We start from the raw sequence: 19,012 nt of genomic DNA on the forward strand, positions 1-19,012 counted from the left end.
GTGGCGTAACGGGTTGCGTAGGCCCACCCGCACTGCCATGAGTAGCGGGTTGTCCCGGCGTTGAGATGACGGATGGATGGCCTGAATCCGTCGGCTGCTGACCCGAGTCAGTCGACTGATTTGACACTGGCGCGTGATGCTGGGCCGGTTGTAGCAGAGATTGGTGCTGATCGGTTGGCTTGCCTACCCCAGCTGTGCCGCCCTGCGTTGGGTGCTTCCCAGTTGACGGTACCAGTGACGGGTGCACTGCCGCTGGCGACTGGTGCTGGTTCCCCGTTGTCGCTGGCCGTGGGCTGGTTGGCTGCCCAGTTGGCTTGGTTGGCGAAACGGGTGACGGCGCTACCGAGTGTGCTGGTAGCGTTGGGTGAATGGCCGATTGACCATTTCCGCCACTCGCGGCAGGACCCGGCTGCTGACCCGCCGGTCTGGTTGGGGTCGGTTGCGGTGTGGGTGCCACTGGTTGAACTGGTGGTTGTGGTTGACTGGTATTACCCGTAGTCGCAGCGTTTGAGGAATGGTGATCAGTTGATGCTGGGGCCTTCCCCTGCACTACGTGGTCTCCAGTTGACGGTTCCGTTTGACCCGTTGGCTTAGGATGACGTTTTCCAACCGGGTTGGCCGGCAATGGCGTTATTGGCGCTACCGAATGGCTTCCGTGAGTTGTTGGCGTCTCACCTGGCGTTGCTGGGTGACCGGCATCCCCCCTGCCTGTAGTGGTTGTTGGATGACTGCCTGCTGTTGGTGCCGGCATCTTCCCCTGGCCCGGGTGACTTCCAGACGATGCTGGGTGCTGGGAACCCGCCGCTGGTTGCGTACCTACCGGGTTCACTGGCTGTGTTGGGCGAATAGACGATTGGCCATGCCCGCCACTCTCGGCAGGACCCGGCTGCTGACCCGCCGGTCTGGTTGGAATCGGTTGCGGTGTAGGCACCGCTGGTTGAACTGGTGGTTGCGGTTGACTGGTGTTTGAGGAATGGTGATCAGTTGGTGCTGGGATCTTCCCCTGCACTGCGTGGCCTCCAGTTGACGGTGCCACTTGACCCATTGGCTTGGGCTGCCGGTCACCAACCGGGTTGGCTGGTAACGGCGTTATCGGCGTTACCGAATGGCTTCCGTGAGTTGTCGGCGTCCCTGGCGTTGCCGGATGACTTGGTGCTGGCTGTAACGAATGATGACCCGTTACTTCAGTCGGCGTGCCAGGTTGCTTGATTGTTGTCGCTGGTTGACTAACGCTCGTTTGGCCGCCCTGTTCAACAGAATTTCCGGCTGGTTGCTGCGGCTGACTGGTATCACCCACGCCTGTAGTGGTTGCTGGGTGACTACCTTCTGCTGGTGACGGCACTAACGGATTCACTGGCCGGATTGGACGAATGGGCGATTGACCATGCCCGCCACTCTCGGCAGGACCTGGCTGCTGACCCGCCGGTCTTGTTGGGATTGGTTGCGGTGTAGGGATCACTGGTTGAACTGGTTGCTGCGATTGACTGGCGTTACCCGTAGTCGCAGTGTTTGAGGAATGGTGATCAGTTGGTGCTGGAACCTTCCCCTGCACTGTGTGGCCTCCAGTTATCGTATTAGGCTGCTTAACCGTTGTAGCTGGTTGGTTACTATTCGTCTGACCACCCTGTCCAGCAGAACTTCCGGCTGGTTGCTTTGGTTGACCAGTATTGCCCGCGCCTGTAGTGGTTGCTGGGTGACTACCTGCCGTCGGTGCCGGCACCTTCCCTTGATCTGGGTGACTTCCAGACGGTACTTGGTGGGACCCTGTTGCGGGTTGCGCACTTACCGAATGACCGGCAGGACTGGTTGGCTGAGCTGGTGACGGCGTTGGTTGAACTGACGGTTGGTGATTGCCAGCAACTGCGATCGTCCCTGGTTGCTGGCCAACCGGTTTGGTCACAGGAGTCGTTACTGGCCGGTCTCCCTGATTCGTAGGGGTTTTAACCGGTGATGTTGGCCGACTCGGTTGAGGGGCCGGCTGACCTGATGGCTGGGGTTGGTGGTTTCCCGCAGTGTCGGTCGTCAGGTGCGGTTGGCCCGCAGGTTTCGTGGTTGCGGTCGCTACCGAAGGATTCCCCTGATTAATCGGTTTCTTAATCGAAGACGTTGACGAACCCGTCGATGGTGCTGGTTTGGTTGTTGGCGTTGGTTGCGGCTGCTGAGGGACATTCGGCTCCATAGTAGCCGGGTGCTGGTTCCCAGTCTGCGCAGGCGCTACTGGTGTCCCGTGGGCTCCCTGATGGTCGTGGAGATCAGCCGTTGGCGCAGGCTGTTTTCCTTGGTGTCGGTTTGGTTGTTGGCGCTGGTTGCGGTTTCTGCTGAGCATTCGGTCCTGTAGTAGCCGGGTGCTGGTTCCCAGTCTGCGCAGGCGCTACTGGTGTCCCGTGGGCTCCCTGATGGTCGTGGAGATCAGCCGTTGGCGCAGGCTGTTTTCCTTGATCCGTAGGAGTTTTAACTGGTAACGTTGGTCGACTCGGTTGAGGGGCCGGTTGACCTGATGGCCGGGGTTGATGGTTATCTGTAGTATCGATTGTCAGATGCGGCTGGCCCGCGGGTTTCGTGGTTGTGGTCGCTACTGAAGGATTACCCTGATCAATCGGTTTCTTAATCGCAGTCGTTGATGAACCTGATGGTGTTGGTACCGGTTTGGTTGTTGGCGCTGGTTGCGGTTTCTGCTGGGCATTTGGCCCCGTAGTAGCCGGGTATTGATTTCCAGTTTGCGCAGGCGCTACTGGTGCCACATGGGCTCCCTGATGGCCGTGAATATCAGCCGCGGGCCGCGATTGACCAGTATCACCCACACCACCCGTAGTTTGTGACTGGTGAGTGGTTGTCGGCTGATTTGGCGTTGTCGGTTGGACCGGCTTTAGTTGACCTTGATTTCCATCAATAACGCCTGTCGCCGGACCACTTGGTTTATGAGGCTGGCTGGCAACCGCTAAATCAGTGGCTAGTACGATTCCCAAGCTCGTAAATGCCTGATTGTCTGCATTTTCTAAGACCTCCGATTCCGAACTAAAGGCTTCTTCGGCTTTCAAAATAGATGTTGAGACTGAATCTTCGCTATCGGTCCAGTCACTAATACTGGCTTCACTAGCAAATAAATCGTTCGTTGATGCCGTCTCCTTAATCCAAGTAGATAATGATGACAAATCGTTTCCGAGCGCGGTCAAAGATTGCTCATCATTCTGCGCCACATTCTGCGATTCCAAATTGAATTGAGTCGTCATTGACTTAACCAAGTCTTTATTCAAGTTAGCCTCTGAATCAGCGATTTGTTTGGCCGTGTCCTGACTAATCACAGTCACCTGAACCGTTTTATGGACCGTCTCACCACTCGTCGGATCCACCAGCGTCAGGGTCACCGGATAACTTCCCGGTTGTCCCATGGCCGTTTGGGATAGATTGCTAGTCACAAGGTCCGACGACAGTCGATGACCCAGCGCATCCGTTGCGCTCAAAACAAAATCTTTGGTCTGAAGGGACTGCCCTACAATGACTTGCGGCTGCCACGTCTGAATAATCGGGACTCGCGTGGTGGAATCCTTCATAATGAAGTCTCCCACGATGGCGCTTAAATCCTTTGCTGACGGTTGCTCGTACGCTGAATCATGTTTAATTTTTTGTAACACCTGTTGTACGCCAGTCTGGGACAAATGTACCGTATAACGCCCCACGCGCGAATCGTCAGGACTAACTTCCAACCATTGTGCTGGAATGCTAATTGGGGAATTGACTCGATGGTCAGCCCACTGCAACGTTAACTGGCCCGTTGTAAGGTGTTCTTTAACTGAGCGACCATCATACTCTCCCGTTGGAACACTTAAATTCCCTTTAACAAAGGAAATATCGGAGGCAAACTGAAACGTAACGGTCGGGACTTTTCCATTCATTGACCATTGACCCTTGCCGACAGTGTGCCAACCAGATTGCAAAATCGGTGCTGTCAGCTCTAACCGCTTATCCTTCAAGACGTTGACGGTTTCACCACTATTGATTGCCATATTGGTCTTTTGAAAGGCTACCTGGTCTTTGTGACTAGCTGATTGCATTACAACTTGAACTTGTTGAAGTTGTGATTGATAACCATCCGTAAACGCTTGTCCTGGATGCGGAGCTTCGGTAAACTTCATCATTTTTGCAACTTCTCCGTCAGAGAAAGATGAAAAATCAGTTCCCGTACCATCACTAACAGCATTAAATTGTTGATAACTGCCAGCGTTCTTAACAGAGACTACCGTCCCATTGCCTGATTTTTGCGCATTTAAACGGGCTAGCGCCACACCTGCTTCAAAGGCCGCTTTTGTTTTTATTGATTCCTGTTGATACGCATCATGGTAGACCCCAAATATTAAATCCGAAATATTTTCTGGCTCCCCTATTGCAAACCCATACGCAATCCAAGCTGTTTCTTCCTTAACCCAACTATGATACGCGTCTTGACTGGATACTGACGAGTTTCCTTCTACTACGTTGTGAGCATCCCAATCGGCCATCAGCATCCCCATATATCCGGGATCATAGCTCCACACGTCCTGCCAAATTTTTTGATAGATTCCCATGTGAATTTCCGTCGGTGTCACCTGGAGATTTTCAGTGATTGGACTTTTAAACGACAATCCTTCACTGATATTCTGAACCCGCTGCGGTGTTAACAACGGTAAATTATGGATGTCATTAACCACGTCCCATGCATTTCTATATTCTTGCTGATAGACCAATTCCAACATTTCTTGAACGCCTAAAGCATTACGTTGATAGGTTATTCCCGAACTCTTTCCGTTAAAAAAGTGGATTGCTCCCTTATCCATTATGAGTTGGTTAGCTTCATCGTTCGAAATTTCTTTTTGCTGTCGCAATTGTTCCACAATGTCACTTAATTTTTTAGACGAACCTTGCCAAGCATCTTCATTCGCCATGTTAATCAACGGGCCAAAAACCTTTAAAGCCCAGTTTTTCCCTGCATCATGGGCCATTACCGATAGCTTACCGCCACCTTCGTCAAACGCCGCACCCGGATCATTAATTGCCTTCAATGATTTACTGTAATCCTGTGGCCTATAAGTCCCCGCTCCTAATAAACTCACTAGGGCTTCGTTTTCGCCTTGCGTCCAGTTGTTTTCAAGGGCCGTCATAGCGTTCGCGCGAATGCCTTCATAAACTTTTTGAAGCAGTGACGACGTTAGTACGTCATCCAATCCCAAGTTATGAACCATCGTAGTAATGTTTCCATTTAACTTAGTGGCTTCACTCAAAGTGGCTGGTGCATAATCTTGATCCTGAATGCTACCACCCAAAGACCGGATATCCGACATCGCTTTATGTGCAATGCCATCAATAATATTAGGTGCAATCAGCTTAATGTAGTCGTTGATGGTCTTCACACCTAAGGCTACTGTTACACTGGCTGGGCTACCATCGGGTTGATATCCCAATACCTCATTACTGTAATTCGCATTACTACCGATAAGCCATGCCACTCCCAGCCCAACTTCTCCGCCAGGGGTAACCCCCGTCATACTATTCGCGTTATAGGTAGCACCATCAATTAAACTGTTCGCCGTTTGTGTGTTCGTTGCCTTGCTTTTAATCGAAGTTATCCAATTCGCAATTCCTTGAGCAAAACTTCGGATGTAATCGGCGTATCCCTGATTGTAATCTTTTAATTGAAGACCTTGCTTACTCGGGTGGTTATCATACTGTTTATCATGCCAGATTGGTTTCCCATCTGCTTGGTCTATCTGTAAAGAATCGTCTTGATAATAATTATCCATTAGATCCGAAATTTTCTTTATATTACTTCCAATTGAACTAGTATTTGGGATTCTCTTTATATTACTTCCAATTAAACCAATATTCGGAATTTTTGACAGTGCATGCTTTCCAGCCTGCACAATCGCCCCTCCCACCAGATTTTTGCCACTGTCGTAACACTTATTTATAATTTTGGTGAGGTCCTGTTGGGCATCTTTAATCCCATTTTGATAGTCATTAAGACTCTGGTAAACGTTAGGCGTTGAACCAATTGACCGATTCTTCATGCTTCTGGTTTGGGCCACCACTGTTTGACCAGATACCGGCGTTTCTTTATTTTTTTCAAGCTGCTGATTTTGCAATGTCTGCCCATTCTCACCAGATTTTACTAGTAAGGGCTGGTCATACTTACTGAACTTCTCGGCAACTACCTTGTCTTCTGAATCAATTGTCTCTGATGAGGCAGACAGCCGTGATTCACTTTCACTCGTCTCCGATACTTGTTCCGAAGTGGATTTCCCACTATCCGACTCTTCCGCCAAACTACTCTCACTCACCGACGTACTGGTCGCCGGAATCTCCCCGCTGGTCTGCGTGGCCGCGACCTGCTGCGGGTCCGCTTCCTGGGCAATGCCCGCGGGAGCGTCCGCCTTGGCCGCGATCGTCGTGCCGATCGTGCCCATACCGAATAGGCCGCCGACCGTCGAAATGCCCGCGATGACCCAGTGAATGCCCGCCTTGTACATTTTAAAGTGTGTGCGACTATTTGCCTTAGCCAATTCCGACTTCTTTGGCGTCAAACCCTTCAAAAAGACCATCCCCATCCCATGTGTTCTCTGTTACCTACCTTCAGAGTAGCATGGTTCGTCACACCGTAAATGGTTGGCCCCCAATTCGATATAATCTTTCTTGTTAAACCGGCGTCTAAGCCCGGCCAGGCGCGCATAGCCGGCTAGCATACAAGTTTTATCAGTTAGCTTGTTGGCATAAAATAACGATTTTCATAGCAAAAGGACCCGCCAACGACCACAAAGGTCACCGGCGGGTCCTCTTTTTAGAATCCCTTATTTCAACTTATCCGGAATCTCGAACTGCGGTGAAAGCAGCTTCATCTCGGCCGCCTGCAGGCCTTGGCGGGTGAACCAGCCGTCCCGGATCAACTTGCCGAACTGCCCGACGTTGTGCAGCATCTGCGCCAGGTCCTGGTCCGAGATGCTGCGGATGGCGTCATCGATCTGGTCCAGGCTGTCGATGGCGATGCCCAGGCCGTTGTCCACGATGATGTCGGCCACCGCTGCCTGCCGCCAGATGATCACCGGCAACCCGTGGGCCAGGTACATCGACACCTTATGCGGGTGGTTATAGCGCGTGTAGTCGTTGTACTTGTAGCTCGACGTATCGCTGTCCCAGGCCAGGCCGAACTCGCGCGGCATCTCCTGGATCAGGTCCCAGCGCCACCGCTGCCCGCGAAAGTCGATCTTCGGGTTGGCGTTGAGCTTCTTGTCCAGCTCGGCGTCGGTCACCCCGAACACGGTAATCGGGGTCTCGTTGGCCCAGTCGGCCAGGTAGCGGGATTTGAGAATGTTGCCGGCCAGGACCACGCCGCGTTGGAAGTTCTCCGGCTTGGTCTCGTAGCGGTCCTCGTCGTGGTTATCGTCGAGGTAATCCAGCAGGTACTGGTTGACCATCGGCGTCGTCACGCCGAGTTCGCGTAGGCGGTCGGCCATCAGCCGGTTGTGGACGATCAGCACATCACACTTGTTAAAGTAGCCGATCTCGTCGATCCAGGTCGGCGCCTGCTGATCCCGCAGGGTCCCCACGTCGTGCACCAGGCAGACCACCCGAACGCCGCGTCGGTGCATCTGGTCGACGAACAGGTCGTCGAAGCGCCCACTATTCAGAGACGGAAACTGGTAGACCAGCATGTCGCCCCGGTCGACCGCGGCCGTGATGCCGTCGATGCGGGCCAGCATGGCGTCGTCATCCTCGCCGACGTCGTTGTAGCGAAAAATATTGGCGACTTTATAGCCCATGGACGCGCCAATGTTGGCGATGTCCTGCTTGGCCTGCCGGGTCGCGTCAAACGTCCGGCCCTGCACAATATCCGTAATCCATTTTTGCATAAACACAATCTCCCATCCCGTTCAGCGCCACGGGACCTGCCCGCGCGGAACCGTTCCCAAAACGACTGGTTTTTCTGGTAACTTACCTTATTAATAGCTTAATTATAGCGACCTTGCCCCCCGAAAAGCAATCACCATCTTACGCAAAAGGAACCGCCCCGACCGCGTCACGACGCCGTCGATTCGATTCCTCATCAAAACAGTCGATAATATTTAACATTTAATTGCTTGATTCTTTCACTTTACCTTTTAGAACAAGTATAATCGGTATAGACGGCTAAATTGCCGCTAGCTTGGCATTGGCAGTCGGTCAGACCCACCGCTTTTCAGCTACAGCTACCGTTTTGGCCGTTGGATGCCCCTCAAGAACCGGTTTACAGGGGTCTTGTAAGGTGACCCATTTGACGCCGTTTCCCCCTAAAACAGATTTACCAACGGGTACAAGATTCCCGCTAACACGATAATGGCAATGGTCACCGAGATCACGATGTTCAGGGCCTTGCCGGACGACTTTTTCTCGACCGGTGGCACCTGCACATAGTGCTCTTCCTGCTTCATTCTTGAGGAGATGTCGTTTTTCAACATTTCCTTATTTGTCTTACTGGTCATGCTATAATTATAACCATCAATCAGAATCGAAAGCAATGAATTGGGTCAATTTTTAAGGAAAGAAATGATAAGGATGCCGTTCACACATCACCGCACTCCTGAGAGATACGTCCGCCAAATGCGTGCCGTGGCCGCCTTAGCTTCCAAGTATCAGGACATGTCCGATGAGGAGTTAAAATCACAAACCGATCTCTTCCGCGAGCAGCTCGCCGCCGGTAAATCTCTGGATTCGTTGAAGATCCAGGCCTTTGCGGTCGCCCGCGAAGCCGACCGGCGGGTCCTCGGGATGTTTCCCTTCGACGTCCAGGTCCTGGGCGCCCTGGTCATGCAGGACGGCAACGTCGCCGAAATGCAGACCGGGGAAGGCAAGACCCTGACGGCCACCCTGCCGATGTACCTCAACGGTCTGACCGGGAGCGGCAACTTTCTGGTCACCGCCAACGAATACCTGGCCTACCGGGACGCCCAGGAGATGGGCAAGGTCTACCGCTGGCTGGGCTTGACCGCCGTGGCCGGGGTCCCCGCGACCGGGGAAGACCCGCACGACCGCGACTTACATAAAATCTACCAGGCCGACATCGTCTACACTACCAACTCCACGCTGGGATTCGATTACCTGATGGACAACCTCTCGGGGACCGCCGACGAACGGTTCCTCCAAGGCTTCCACTTCGCCCTTCTGGACGAGATCGACGCCGTTCTGCTCGACTCGGCCCAGATGCCCCTGGTCATCTCCGGGGCGCCGCGGGTGCGGTCCAACCTTTTCGAGATTGCCGACCAGGTCATCTGCCTCCTGCGTGAGGACGTCGACTTCGAGCGCAGCAACGACCACAAGAAGGTCTGGTTCACCCCTTGCGGCATCGACCACATGGAAGAATACCTCGGGCTCGAGGACCTCTTGAGTGAACGCCACCGGACCCTTTACCGGCACCTGGTCTTGGCCCTCAAGGCCCACCAGACGCTGACGCGCGACCGCGATTACGTGGTCGACGAGGACGGCGTGTCGCTGCTGGACCTCTCCAACGGCCGGAAGTTAGCCGGCATGAAGCTCGAAGCCGGGCTACACCAGGCCCTGGAAGCCAAGGAAGCCGTGCCGGTCAGCAACCAGACCCGGACCATGGCGTCGATCACCTTCCAGAACCTCTTTCGCATGTTCAGCCACCTGAGCGGCATGACCGGGACGGCCATGACCGACGCGGCCGAACTGCAGGAGACCTACCGGCTGTCGGTCATCTCGATTCCGACCAACAAGCCGTCGCAACGGATCGACCTGCCCGACCAGCTCTACAATTCCACGTCGGAGAAGCTCGAGCACGCCGTGGCGCTGGTCAAGCAGGCGTACCAGCAGGGCCGACCGGTGCTGATCGAGACCGGGTCCGTTTCCCTGTCGAACCTCTTCTCGCGGATCCTTCTGCGTGAAGAGATCCCGCACAACCTCCTGAACGCGCGGAGTGCCGCCAAGGAAGCCCTCATCGTCAAGGAAGCCGGCCAGCTCGGCGCCGTGACCGTCGCCACCTCCATGGCCGGGCGGGGCACCGACATCAAGCTGGGCAAGGGCGTCAAGGAACTGGGCGGCCTGCTGGTCGTCGGGACCGAGCGGATGAACAGCGCCCGGGTCGACAACCAACTCCGGGGCCGGAGCGGCCGCCAAGGCGCCCCCGGCAAGACCGTCTTTTTGGTCTCCATCGAAGACTCGATCCTGCTGGAACACGGGCCCAACTGGCTGCGGCGCTACCGGCGTCGGGCCGCGGCCTACAAGCGCGATCACCCGGGCGCGGGCAATCCCCGCATCCGGATGCCCTTCTGGGGCAAGTACCGTTTCCGCCGCCTCATCACGCAGGCCCAGCACAACGCCGAGAAGAGTGACCGCCAGTCGCGGACCCAGACGCTGCAGTACGCCGAGATCATGCGGGTCCAGCGGGATACCATCTACGCCACCCGTCAGCAGATCATGACGGCGCCGACCCTCGACGACCAGCTGACCAGCGTCTTCAAGATGGCCACCCGATCGTTCATGCAGCAGCATCCCCACCCGACCAGAAGTGAACTGGCCGACTACGTGCTGAACACCATCGACAATCACTTGGTCGTCGCCGACGTGATCGACCAGGATTGGCGACCCGACCAGCCCAAGCAGACGGCGCCGTTCCTGCAACAGCTGATGGTTGACCAACTCCAGAAAAAATTCGAAAATATTAACCAAGACCAACAGGTGTACTTCGAGCGGATGTGCCTACTGAAGTCGCTGGACAACGCCTGGATCGACCAGGTCGACATGCTCCAACAGCTGCGGCAGATCGCCACCAGCCGGAGCACGGCCCAGCACGACCCCCTGTTGGAATACTTGAAGGACGGTCGCAAGGCCTTCGCCGAGATGAAGCAATCCTTTGCCCACCAGACCGTCAAGAACCTCCTCTTATCGGAATTTCAATTTAAAGCGGACGGGAGCATTGATGTGACCTATCCTTAGAAAGGTGATTTGTTGTGCATCGTTATCGTGAATTTCTAACCAGCCTGGGCTGGACCGCCCTGATCCTCGCGGTCTTCGTTATTGGCCAAACGATTCCCCTCCCGAACGTGGACCTGACGTCCGCCGAGACGGCCGTCCAACACGTGACCTTTTTACGGCTCTTCGGCAACGTGACCGGGAGTGACTTCTCCAACCAGACGCTCTTCTCGGTCGGGATGGGGCCCTTCATGAGTGCCATGATCATCTGGCAGGCCGTGCAAGCCATCGGTGACGAGGCCATCGGGCACCTGAGTCCGCGGCAGGTCAGCTTCGGCAAGTACGGCATCACCCTGCTGCTGGCCATCGCCCAGTCCTTTCAGCTGGTCTACCTGGTCCGCGGCTCGCTGGACACCTTCTACCTGCCCGGGACCCAGATTGACATCACCTTTATCGGCACCATGCTGATTCTGATTGCCGGAGCGCTCTTCGTCGCCTGGCTGGCCAACATGAACGCCGCCATCGGAATCGGGAGCAGCGTCGCCCTGATCATCCCCGGCATCGTCCGCGGCATCCCCAACAACCTGATTCGCGGGTTCGGGGACGCCGAGACCGTGCCGCTCAAGATCACCGCCACCAGCCTGACCGTGGCCGTGGTCATCGGCGCCGTCTTCCTCTTATTTAGCGTCATCACCAACGCCGCCGAACTACGGCTGCCCATCGAACGGCCGATGCTCGACCGGGAACACTCGAACTCCTACCTGCCCATCAAGGTTCTGACCTCGGCGGGGATGCCGTTCATGTTCTCCAGCTCGCTGTTCATGCTGCCGCGGTACTTTGTGAACCAGACGGTCGGGCCGACGACTCCCCTGCAACACCTGATTGCCACCTGGTTCTCCTACCGGACGCCCCAGGGCATCCTGATGTACACCGTGGTCCTGTTGCTCCTGAACTACGCGTTCGGTTACATCAACCTGCAGCCGACCCGGCAGACCAAGTCGCTCAAGGAAAGCGACGACTACCTGCTGGGCACCTATCCCGGTGACGCCACGGAAGCCGCCATCATGCAACATTTCAACCGTCTGAGCTTCATCTCCAGCATCATCACCCTGATCATCGGGGTCGGTCCCTTGCTGGTGGGGCTCATCTGGCCCGTCGCCGCAAACTACTCCCTGTACTTAGGGTCCTTGATGATTTTGGCGGGAATGACGATCGGGGTCGCCGACCAGATCCGCGGCCTGATCACCAAGAATCAGTACCAGATTTTTGACTAAGGAGGATGTCCCAATGACTGTCATTATTCCAGCGTGGTCCCGCAGTGCCCTGCGACTGACCGATAATCCCATCGTGAAGTTGGCCCAGCTGTTCATGCACAACCAATTGGGCGCCGAACTGCTCTTACTTCAACCCCTGCCCTGGCTACGCTATCAGCTGCAGGCCAATCACCTGACCACGCTGCCCTGGTGGAACGTCTTCGACGACCTCCAGCAGGTCCACCAGGCCGAGGGACTGCCCTTAGGCCTCGAGGACCTCGACCTGCCCCGGGACACCCAGTTCGTCTACCTGGCCGACAAGGTCCTGCTAGTCCAGGGTCAGCGCATCGCCGGTGAGGTGACCTTCCACGCCGCGGGCTTCGTCAGTCAGGTCACCCTGACCAACCCCGACGGGACCCGGGTCATTCGGACCTACGACGACCGGGGCTTCTGCGCCACACAAACAACCTATGACCACCGCAACAACCGGGTCGAGACCCTCTGGTTCAACCCCGCCACCCTACCGGTCATGCGCCGGGCCGCCGACAACCACGTCGACCTGCTCGCGGCCGGCGGGCAGGTCACCCAGACCTACGCGTCCTTAGAAGACCTGATCATCGAGCGGGTCCAGGCCCATTTGGCCGGTCGTGACGACCTGATCATCAGCGCCGCCGACCCAGTCACCGCCGATATTTTGACGCCCATCGCCCAACAGCACCGGGTGGCCTATCTCCTGGCGAACCGGGTCGCCCCGACGTTGCCCGACAACCTCTTCGCCGCGCTGGAACGGGTCATCGCCCCGACGCAGCAGATGGCCAAGAAATTCCGCCAGGTCAACGCCAACCTGGACGTCCCCGTCGACGTGGTCTCGCCCTACGCAACCACGCTGTCCCTGGGGAACAGTACCGAGTTACCGGAGACCACCATCGTCTGGGCCGTGAACTACCAGCCCCTCCACGAGCAGGCGCTGGTGACCCGCCAACTGACCGATTGGCTGGTCAAGGACGAGCAGCACACCATCACCATCATCGCCACCTCAAAGGTCGCCGCCGACCGGCTGGTTCAGCAGTTCCGGCAACGAATCATCGCCGCGGCCGACATCGCGGAGGACTCGCCCGAGTACCTGCTACTCCAAGGCCTGCTGATCCAGTTGGAAAACCACCAGGCCCTGATGCAGCCCGACAAGCTTCCCGCGGCCATCCAGACCGTGATTGGCAGTCTGCAACGGGTCCGGGTCCGCTACCGGCTGACCGACCACGACCGCCAGGAGATCCTCGGCGGCGCCCGGCTCCTGATCGACCTGGGGGAGATTCCCAACCTCCAGCTGCAGATTGCGGCCATCAGCGCCGGCATTCCGCAGATCAACCGGGTCGCCACCGGGTACGTCGCGGACCACGAGAACGGCCTCATCGTCAGTCATTTAACGGATCTACCGGCCGCTCTCGACTTCTACCTGGCGACCCTGATTCACTGGAACGAAAGCCTGGTCAAGAGCATCAACTACCTCGAAGACCTCGCGGAACCGAAACTTTTGGCTTATTGGAAAGGGGTGATCACCCATGGCGAACACGCGTAAAATGCCGGTCGTGCAACTCGGCGGCCAGCCGGTCATCGACCCGGCCGCCCTCGACGACGCCTATCAATGGGTCTACCATCCGGACCACCAGCAAGAAAAGTCGGCACCCCAACTGACCCTGACAGCGACCGGGGCCATCACGCCGGAATGGCGCAACGCCCTGTTCCTGCTACCCAACGACGATCCGACCTGGAACGACTACGCCACCCTGTCCGCCCTGCCGGCCAACCACATCCTCTATGACCGGCGGGTCGACCTCGACACCGACACCCAACAGCTGTTCGCGCTCAAGGGAGCCTTCCCCGTCGACATGACGGACGCCGCGGCACTGGTCACCACCATTAACCGGGACTGGTTCCCCGGGCAGGACGCCTTCAAGCTCGATCACGGCAGCCTGCGGATCCTCTCCAGCTTCGACGGCCAGATCAAGCGCTACGGCCGTTACCGGATGCACCTGACCGGGAACTTCGGCTTGGACTTTCAACCCGTCGCCATCTGGGAGACCCAGGGCTACGCCGGCCGCAACCGCGACCTGACCTTTCAGGCCGAGTGTCTGCCCTCAGCCGACGTCTCGGTCCGCTACCAGCTGACCCTGGTCAATCAACAATCGCCCCAGCCCCTGCGGACCATCGTCTTCGACCCGACGGACTATCCGGAGGGCAAGACCCTGCACCTGGGGGACACCGACTTCTACTACACCTTGAGCGTCCTGGCCAAGGGGCAGGGTGACCTCGATATCGGCCTGGTTCACATCTCCCGCTCCCGGGAACACTTCGGCAAGCTCTTTCCGGGCGGCCACCTGTTCCACGCCCCCGCCAGCTTCAACGACAACTTCTACTACTACTTCGACGCTGGCGACATGAAACCGCCCCTGAACGTCTACTTCAGCGGGTTCAACATGGCCGACCATTTCGAAGGGAACTTCATGATGGAACGGCTGGGCGCACCCTTCCTGCTGGTCAGCGATCCCCGGCTCAACGGGGGTGGCTTCTACCTGGGCTCACCGGCCTTCGAGACCGGCATGCGCCACGTCATCGACCTGACGCTCAAGCGGCTGGGTTTTGCCCCCGACGACCTGATCCTATCGGGGATCTCCGAAGGGACCACCGCGTGCCTGTACTACGGCGCCCAGCTGCAACCGCGGGCCATCGTGGCCGGCAAGCCCCTGATCAACCTGGGGACCACCGCCACCAACGGCCGCATCAAGCGGACCCAGGACTTCCAGCCGTCGTTTGACTTTCTGTTGTACCACACCGGCGACGACACGCCGGCCACCGCGCAGCAGCTCAACGACCGCATCTGGGAAAAGATTCGCCAGGCCGACTTCAGCCACACCACCTTCGCCATCGCCCACATGTACCAGGACGACTTCGACAACACGTCCTTCGACCAGCTGTTCGAATGGACCACCACCCACTTCCCCCACGTGCGTTTCCTGCATAAGGGGATCCTGGGCCGCCATAACGACGATACGCCGGCCGTCAATGCCTGGTTCTTCAAGCAGTACCAGATGATCCTTGCGTCCGAATTCGACCGCAAGTTCGTCACTGAGGAGGTGTCGTCATGAGTCTGGCTTACCTACTACTCTGGCCGACGCACCTGCGCAACACCTACGAGTACGGCTGCCAGGTCACGGTCTCACCCGAGCGCGTGGTCACCTACCGGGCACCGCTGATGCCGCCCGGCGAGGTAATCCACCAGTGGCGCTCCAAGCGCAACTTCGCCGCCCAACACCTGACCAACGAGCTACCGGTGATTCAGCCGAACACGCCCTACTTTCTCCAGGGCCACATCAGCGTCACCGGCGGCGGGGTCTACCTGCGCATCCAGTTTCTGGACGAGGACGGCCACACCCTCGATAACACGATTCTCGACGGCACCGAGGGCACCTTCACCATGCCCCCGGAGGCGACCGACTACACGATCGAACTGGTCAACACCCACCACGAGCAGGTCGTCTTCCACAACCTCCTGCTGATGGACGCCGCCACGGCAGCGGCCTACCAATTTTCCGTGGACCCCTTCGCCGGAAGCGTCACCGCGACGGCCAAGGACGCCACGGCCCCGCACGTCGCGTTGGTCGTCCGGCAGGGCGCGACCAAGCCGCTACTGCTGGCCCCCGACCGGGATAACCTGGTGGTCTACGTCACCCCGCACCAGCTGGGAAACATTCACTGGATCGATAAAATCAATCAAGAGCTGATGACCTTCTTGGCCGACCACCCCGCCACGTCCCGGGAAGACTCGGGACTGGCCGCCTGGCAAGCCAAGCTCGCACACTGGCAATCACTCATGCTTCGGGAGGAACCAAAATGATATTTTTTGTTAACGGGACCATCGGAATGGGCAATTCCGGGGTCGAACACGCCGAATTCTACCGGGGAAAGGTCCTGACCCAAGCCGGCCTGCCTTTCCGCTACCTCTTTTACCGCTTGAACCGGGACCTCCAAGCCCCCATGAAACGCTGGGGCCTGGCGAACGACCAGGTCATCAACATGTGGGAGTACTTCACCCTGGGCGAGGACTACCTGAAGCACGGTGTCCAGACCTTCTATGAGCACAGCACCAAGTTGGTCATCGACTCGACCAACACCCACCGCAAACGCGATACTTACACCGTCAGTGGCCTGCACGTCATCGACCACATGATCAAGCATCCCGACAAACATAAGAAGACCAATATCTTGATGGTCGGCTCCAATCACGTGGAGCTCTTCAACATGAACACCGGTCTCAAGATGGCCGACTTCCAGTTCTACGATGACCCCCACCGTAAGGTCATCATCCGCAACATCCACCTGTATCACCAGGCGGGCGGCCGGCACCTATTCTTCAGCAACGGGATGCAGCTGATCCGCTACTTCTTCCAGCGGTTGAACATCGCCTATCACGAAAAGAACGTCTACATGATCGACCGGGGGATCGACCCCGAAGTCGCCCTCTTCGCGATGCACTCCGACAAGTTGAAGGTCATCGACGTGATTCACGCCGACCAGCTCAACAACCGCAAGGATCCCCGCTACCCGTTGTTTAACAACTACAACGAGTACCTGCTGACCCACCTCGACCAGGTCGACAAGATGGTCGTGGCCACCGAGCGGCAGCGCCAAGATATGCTGGTCGACTTCCCCGACCGCGGCGACCAGATCGTCACGATTCCGGTCGGCGGGGTCCGCGACAACCCGCAGATCGATCCGAACAAACAACCGGGTGACCCGATCAAGTTCATCACCGCGTCCCGGTTGGCCATCGAAAAGCACGTGGACTTCATCGTCAAGGCCCTCGTCAAGCTGCACGACGAGGACGGCGTCAACCTGACCCTCGACATTTACGGGGCTGGTGAGGAAGAGAAACGCATCAAAACCGCCATCGAGGACGGCCACGCCGGCGACTACATCCACGTCAAGGGCCTGTCCGCCGAGCTAGAGAAGCTCTACCCGCAGTACGACGCCTACATTTCCGGGTCCTACTCCGAAGGGTTCGGCCTGACCTACATCGAGGCCATGAACGCTGGTCTGCCGATCGTCACGTTCAACGCCCGGTTCGGGGCCCAGGAGCTGGTCGACGAGGGGCAAAACGGTTTCCTCGCCGACTTCAACCGGACGGACGCCGACTACAGTGTCGAGCAGCTGCACCAGGCCCTCAAGCGGTTCATGGCCGCCAATTACCATGACCTAGTCGCCCACACCAAGGCCAAGGTCGAACGGTACCAGGACCACGTGATTGCAGAAGATTGGAGGAAGTTAATCGATGCGCTATGAACTTGTAAACGGCGTCCACACCAATACGGACGTTTGGCAACAGGAAAAAAAGATCCTGCTGGCCGATAACCTGCACCTTCTGTCGATCGGGTCGGCCCCGAACTTCGCCGGCACCATGCGGCAGGAAGCCATCAAACACAGCGTCAACCTGTACGACTGGCTGACCAAGCGGACCGCCTACGACCCCGACGACTACCTGTTCTTCAACCGGGCGCCGGTTCCGGACGGCACCAACATTTTAATGAACAGCGATGGCTTTCTCGCGCTCGAATACGACGGCGCACCCATCGGCCAAATGAAGCTCTACCCCGGGACCAACCGGGCCGTCAAGGAGATCGACTATTTCAACCCGGACGGCACCAACGACCTGATCGAAGAGTACGCCACGGACGGCCGGCAATACACCCAGCTGTTCTATAACGAGGGGCAGCCCCAGGAGTTCGACTTCTTGAACCTAAAGGGCCAGCCAATCATCCGGTATTACTACTACGAAAACGTCCTGAACTACATCACCATCGAGGACCCCGAGACCCAGGAAGTTCTGGAGCACTACGATAACTTAAACGAGTTCGTGTGCCGCCAGGTCGCCAACCTCTTGACGGTCCAAGACCAGGTCACGGTCTGCTACATGGGTGTCGAGATGATGGCCTTGCGCTACACCAAGTCGCACAACATCCTGCGGCTCTGCGAAAATCCGTTCGACGAACAGGGCGAGATTCGGGGCAACCTGCTGGGCATCCTGAACAACGACATCCAGTACATCCAGGAGGTCCAGATGACCCAGGCTGCTTACAACGCCCTGGCCCTGCGCAACTTTAAGCTGGACAAGGCAACGGTGGTGGCGGACAGCTAAATTTTCAGCTGGTCGTTGATGGGCGCTGCACGCCGGCGAACAAGCTGGAATAAGGCTGGTCACCCTCCGGCGCTCAGGGGCCGTGACGCCTGCGGGCACGATTTTGAACCGCGCCCAAATCGCGCGTTTCAAAACTCGGCCTTATCCTAAGCCAGCAAAAGACGCTGGCTAAGGATAATTTCGCTGGCTGAGCCCCTGCTCGCCTCCGGGTGGTTCACTAGTGATCCGCCCACCAAATTGAGCAACTGGCAACACCGCTCGCGTCGAGAGTCATCATCACCACTGGACAACCCCACAAGCATCCCTTAAATCAGTTCTTTAACCCACCAGAACCGGTCAAACCAAGCAACTATCTCGGTTTGACCGGTTCTGGTTGTCTGTCCCACTGAGGATGATTGAACTCGTAGACAGTTTTCCATCTCAAGAGACACAAAAGGCCGTTTAAACCGTCCTCTCAGGCGATTTAAGCGGTCTTTTGCGATGATTAAGATAACTTATCACGTTGAAGTAGAATCCGTTAGGTGACCATTTAACGGCCTAATCGTTATAGCCAACGACCAATGTTAGCGCAACAGAGGCGCCTTGATGGTCGTGGTGAAATTGATGTTACCGGGTGTTCTTTGCCCGGTTACATCAA

At 57.0% G+C, this 19,012-nt stretch carries 11 protein-coding genes; 8 read left to right on the plus strand and 3 right to left on the minus strand.

The features are described from left to right. The first annotated feature begins 222 nt into the window (after positions 1 to 222). Positions 223 to 498, plus strand: coding sequence for a hypothetical protein (locus FD37_RS08455; protein WP_147007781.1), 276 nt, complete (start codon positions 223 to 225; stop codon positions 496 to 498). Between the two features lie 1,754 nt (positions 499 to 2,252). Here FD37_RS08455 and FD37_RS08460 read toward each other — a convergent pair. From FD37_RS08460 to FD37_RS12825, 3 genes are all read right to left on the minus strand, one after another. Beyond that, positions 2,253 to 6,563: a KxYKxGKxW signal peptide domain-containing protein gene (locus FD37_RS08460; RefSeq protein ID WP_235807867.1), complete on the minus strand. Its 4,311-nt coding sequence runs from the start codon at positions 6,561 to 6,563 to the stop codon at positions 2,253 to 2,255. Positions 6,564 to 6,818: 255 nt separating this feature from the next. Beyond that, positions 6,819 to 7,877 carry a glycosyltransferase gene (locus FD37_RS08465; protein WP_045806929.1) on the minus strand — a complete coding sequence of 353 codons (1,059 nt, stop codon included), beginning with the start codon at positions 7,875 to 7,877 and terminating at the stop codon, positions 6,819 to 6,821. 417 nt (positions 7,878 to 8,294) lie between these two features. Continuing rightward, positions 8,295 to 8,486 carry a hypothetical protein gene (locus FD37_RS12825; protein WP_147007775.1) on the minus strand — a complete coding sequence of 64 codons (192 nt, stop codon included), beginning with the start codon at positions 8,484 to 8,486 and terminating at the stop codon, positions 8,295 to 8,297. Positions 8,487 to 8,559: 73 nt separating this feature from the next. On the opposite strand from FD37_RS12825, the gene secA2 reads away from it, so the two are divergent. The 7 genes from secA2 to FD37_RS08500 are packed head-to-tail and all read left to right on the plus strand — an operon-like array spanning position 8,560 to position 18,375. Then, positions 8,560 to 10,956: an accessory Sec system translocase SecA2 gene (secA2, locus tag FD37_RS08470; protein WP_056964783.1), complete on the plus strand. Its 2,397-nt coding sequence runs from the start codon at positions 8,560 to 8,562 to the stop codon at positions 10,954 to 10,956. Positions 10,957 to 10,970: 14 nt separating this feature from the next. Continuing rightward, positions 10,971 to 12,206 carry a hypothetical protein gene (locus tag FD37_RS08475; RefSeq protein ID WP_056964785.1) on the plus strand — a complete coding sequence of 412 codons (1,236 nt, stop codon included), beginning with the start codon at positions 10,971 to 10,973 and terminating at the stop codon, positions 12,204 to 12,206. Positions 12,207 to 12,219: 13 nt separating this feature from the next. Further along, on the plus strand, positions 12,220 to 13,761 hold the full coding sequence (gene asp1 / locus FD37_RS08480; RefSeq protein ID WP_056964786.1) for an accessory Sec system protein Asp1: 1,542 nt from the start codon (positions 12,220 to 12,222) through the stop codon (positions 13,759 to 13,761). Next, positions 13,745 to 15,328: an accessory Sec system protein Asp2 gene (gene asp2, locus FD37_RS08485; protein WP_056964788.1), complete on the plus strand. Its 1,584-nt coding sequence runs from the start codon at positions 13,745 to 13,747 to the stop codon at positions 15,326 to 15,328. The genes asp1 and asp2 overlap by 17 nt, the downstream gene beginning before the upstream one ends. Continuing rightward, positions 15,325 to 16,077: an accessory Sec system protein Asp3 gene (asp3, locus tag FD37_RS08490; protein WP_045806925.1), complete on the plus strand. Its 753-nt coding sequence runs from the start codon at positions 15,325 to 15,327 to the stop codon at positions 16,075 to 16,077. The genes asp2 and asp3 overlap by 4 nt, the downstream gene beginning before the upstream one ends. Continuing rightward, entirely contained in the window at positions 16,074 to 17,522 is a 1,449-nt protein-coding gene (locus tag FD37_RS08495; protein ID WP_045806924.1) for a glycosyltransferase, read from the plus strand. The genes asp3 and FD37_RS08495 overlap by 4 nt, the downstream gene beginning before the upstream one ends. Further along, on the plus strand, positions 17,512 to 18,375 hold the full coding sequence (locus FD37_RS08500; RefSeq protein ID WP_056964791.1) for a hypothetical protein: 864 nt from the start codon (positions 17,512 to 17,514) through the stop codon (positions 18,373 to 18,375). The genes FD37_RS08495 and FD37_RS08500 overlap by 11 nt, the downstream gene beginning before the upstream one ends. Positions 18,376 to 19,012: the final 637 nt, after the last annotated feature.

The organism is Levilactobacillus spicheri DSM 15429, assembly GCF_001435095.1.
Taxonomy (GTDB): domain Bacteria; phylum Bacillota; class Bacilli; order Lactobacillales; family Lactobacillaceae; genus Levilactobacillus; species Levilactobacillus spicheri.